This is a genomic window from Streptomyces sp. NPDC001480, assembly GCF_042894725.1.
Lineage (GTDB): Bacteria > Actinomycetota > Actinomycetes > Streptomycetales > Streptomycetaceae > Streptomyces.
The window spans coordinates 1-3,941 of record NZ_JBIAVX010000060.1 but is presented as its reverse complement, the minus strand read 5'-3'; the positions used below and the strand labels follow the sequence as shown (position 1 = coordinate 3,941).

Genomic DNA, 3,941 nt, shown 5'->3' with positions numbered 1-3,941 from the left:
GGATCCAGCGGAAGGTACGCGCCACCCGCACCCAGCACACCCAGCACACCCGCGACGAACGACACCCCGGGATCGGCCAGCATCGCCACCACGGAACCGGTGCCCACCCCGGCCGCCGTGAGCCTGGCGGAGAGGCCGCCGGCCGCGTCGACCAGCTCCTGGTAGGTGAGGGAGCGGGAGCCGTCGGTGACGGCTACGGCGTCGGGGGTGCGGGCGGCGACGGCCCTGACGCGTTCGACGACACCGAGGCTCTCCTCGGGCAGGGCAGGGTCCCAGGAACCGAGCAGCCCACCGAGTTCGCCGGGCTCGCCGGGGCGCCCGGGCAGGGCCGGGGCGGTCACGTCGACGTGGGCGAGAGGCAGGTCGGGGTGCTCGGCGACGGTCCGCAGCAGGTGCTGGAACATCACCGCGATCCGCTCCACGTCGGCCCGCTCGAACAGGTCGGGCGCGTAGTCCAGGCGCAGGGTGAGGGTCTCGCCGGGGAAGACCGCCATGCTCAGCGGGTGGTGACGGGCGTCGCGGGCCTCGGTGCGCACCACGCGCGGGCCGTCGGAGCCGGCGCCGGGGCCGTCGGCGTCGAGGGGGAAGTTCTCGAAGAGGACGACGGTGTCGAAGATCTCGCCGGTGAGGCCGGCGGCCTGGTGGATGCCGGCCAGGCCGAGGTGCTCGTGCGGCAGCAGCGCCGTCTGCTGGTCCTGGAGCGTGCGCAGCAGTTCGGACAGGGCGGCGCCGGGGTGCAGCCGGACACGCACCGGGACGGTGGTGAGGAACATGCCGATCATCGACTCGACGTCCGGGACCTCGGCGGGCCGGCCGGAGGTGACCGCGCCGAAGACGACGTCCTGGCGTCCGGTGAGCCGGCCCAGCAGCAGCGCCCAGCAGCCCTGCACGACGGTGTTGAGGGTCAGGCCCCGCTTGCGTGCCCACGTGGTGAGCCCGGCGGTGAGGTGGCGGGGGACCTCGGCGCGCACGGAGTCCGGCAGCACCGCCACGCGGTCGGGGTCGGCGGGGACGAGCAGCGTGGGCTCCTCGACGTCCGCGAGCGCCGCGTGCCAGGCCGCGCGGGCCGCCTCCCGGTCCTGCGCGGCCAGCCAGGCCAGGTAGGAGCGGTACGGGGCGGGGGCGGGCAGCGGAGTGCGCTCCCGCTCGGGCCGGCACAGCGCGAACAGCTCCCGTACGAGCAGCGGCATGGACCAGCCGTCGACGAGGATGTGGTGGCTGGTCCACACGAAGCGGTGCCGCCCCTCGCCGTGGGTGACGAGGGTGAAGCGCAGCAGGGGCGGTGCGGCGAGGTCGAAGCGGCGGGTGCGGTCGGCCTCGGTGATCCGCTCCAGTTCGGCGGCGCGCTCCGGTTCCGGCAGGTCGCGCAGGTCCGCCTCCCGCCAGGGCAGTTCGGCGTGCCCGGCGACCACCTGAACGGGCTCGCCGGCCGCCCGGGCCCGGAACGAGGCGCGCAGGTTGGGGTGCCGGTCGAGGAGCCGCTGCCCGGCGGCACGCAGGACGGCCGGGTCGAGGTCGCCCTCGATCTCGGCGACGATCTGGAGGGTGTAGACGTCGACGGCGTCGGACGCCCGGTCGAAGTCGGCGTGGAAGAGCATGCCCTGCTGGAGCGGGGTGAGCGGCAGGACGTCGTCCAACACCGTTCCGGCGGCGATGAGTTCGGCCTCGTAGGACTCGATCTCCTGCTGGCCCAGGCGGACCAGCGGCAGGTCGGACGGGGTGCGGCCGCCGGCGTCGGGGGTGGCCGCGTGCCGGGCGAGGAGGCCGAGGGCGCGGAACCAGGTCTCGGCGATGTCCCGGGCGTCCTCCTCGGCGACCGCCTTGCCGGACCACGTCCAGTTGGCGACGAGGTGCGGTCCGTCGTGGCGGTCCTCGGTGGCCGGGGTGACGTCCAGGAGGTGCGGCAGCGGCATGGCGGGGTGGGCGCCGGTGCCGACGACGCCGTCGCCGCCGGCCGGCTCCCACAGCCCGTCGCCGCGGGCGTCGAAGCGGCCCATGTAGTTGAAGCCGAGCTGCGGCGCCGGCCGGCCGGCCAGGACGCGGGCGGCGTGCGGGTTCAGGTGGCGCAGCAGGCCGTAGCCCACGCCCTTGTCGGGCAGCGCGCGCAGCTGCTCCTTGATCCGCTTCAGTACGGCGGCCAGGGCGGGCCCGCCCGACCACACGGCGTCCCAGTCGACGGCGCCGATGTCGAGGCGGACCGGGAAGGCGCTGGTGAACCAGCCGACGGTGCGCGAGAGGTCCAGATCCTCGCGAAGCTGCTCGCGGCCGTGGCCCTCCAGCTCGACCAGGGTCTGCGCGTACTGGGTGTGTCCGTGGCGGTGGCGCCAGTCGGCGACGGCCAGCGCGAGCGCGGTCAGCAGGACGTCGTTGACCTCGGCGTGGAAGGCGGCCGGGACGTCGGTGAGCAGGGGAGCGGTGGTCTCGGGGCCGAGTTCGAGGCGGAGTGTGCGGCGGGCGCCGTACACGTCCTGGGCGGGGTCGAGGCGGCGGGTGCCGACCAGCGGGTCGGGGCCGTCCAGGATCCGTTGCCACACCGCGAGTTCGGCGCCGCGCACCTGAGTGCGGGCCTCCTGGGCCAGCAGCTCGGACCAGGCCCGGTAGGAGGTGCCGACCGGGTCGAGGACCGGCCGGCGCCCGGCGGCGAGCGCCTCGCAGGCGGTGGCCAGGTCGGGCAGCAGGATGCGCCAGGAGACGCCGTCGACGACGAGGTGGTGGCCGCACAGCACCAGCAGGTCGGGACCCTGGCCACCGGTGCGGACCAGTACGGCCTGGAGCATGACGGCGGCGGCCGGGTCGAGCCGGGCCCGGGCGGCGGCCGCCTGCCGTTCCGCGAAGGCGAGGGCCTGCTCCTGGGCTTCGGGCGCCTCCACGACCGTCACCAGCTGGATGCCGGCCGGCGCACCGCGCTCCAGGACCTCCGTCCGCCACAGGTTCGGGGACGGCTCGGTCGCCCGGGTGCGCAGGGCGTCGTGGTGGTCGACCACGGTGCGCAGGGCCGCGTCGAGCAGACCGGGGTCGAGCCCGGCGGGTACGCGGACCACGACGTGCTGGCTGTACTTGACCACGGGCCCGGTCAGCGTACGGGTGTCGGCGTGCAACTGGGCCATGATCGGCGTGAGTTCGTACGGGCCGACCCCGTCCTCCCCGCCGGATCCGGACACGGTCCGCGGATCGAGGTCGACGGCGGCCCGGGCGAGGGCGGCGGCGGTGCGGTGGGTGAAGACGTCCCTGGTGGTCAGGGCGAGGCCGGCGGCGCGGGCGCGGCTGACGAGCTGGATGGAGCGGATGCTGTCGCCGCCGAGCGCGAAGAAGTCCTCGTCGACACCGACCCCCGCGGCGCCGAGCACGTCCGCGAGGATCGTGCACAGGATCCGCTCCCGCTCGCTGCGCGGTCCGCTCGCCGTCTCCTGGGCGGCCACCGCGGGCCGGGGCAGTGCCTTGCGGTCGAGCTTGCCGTTCGCGGTGAGCGGCAGCTCCGCGAGGACCAGCCAGGCCGACGGGATCATGTAGGCGGGCAGCAGTTGGGCGAGCTCGGCCCGCACCTGGTCCGGGTCCACACCGGGCCCGGTGAGATAGCCGACCAGTCGCGGGTTGCCGGAGGCGTCGGGCAGCACGGCGACGGCAGCGTCCGTCACGGTCTCCAGCGACCGGACGACCGCCTCGATCTCCCCGGTCTCGACGCGTCTACCGCGGATCTTGACCTGGTGGTCGCGCCGCTCGATGAACTCCAGCTGTCCGTCGGCCCGCTGCACCACCCGGTCACCCGTGCGGTACATCCGCGATCCGGCGGGACCGAAGGGGTCGGCGACGAAGGTGGTGCCGGTGCGGACGGGGTCGTGCAGGTATCCCCGGCCGACGCCGGCGCCGCCGACGTACAGCTCACCCGGAACACCCACCGGAACCGGCTGGAGCTCATCACCGAGCACATACAGCCGCGTGTT

The 3,941-nt window shown here is 75.0% G+C and carries 1 protein-coding gene; it reads right to left on the bottom strand.

All coding sequences use genetic code 11. The features are described from left to right. Positions 1-3,941, bottom strand: a 3,941-nt coding sequence (locus ACFY01_RS46670) for a condensation domain-containing protein (protein ID WP_390741871.1), incomplete at both ends; no start/stop codon positions are given.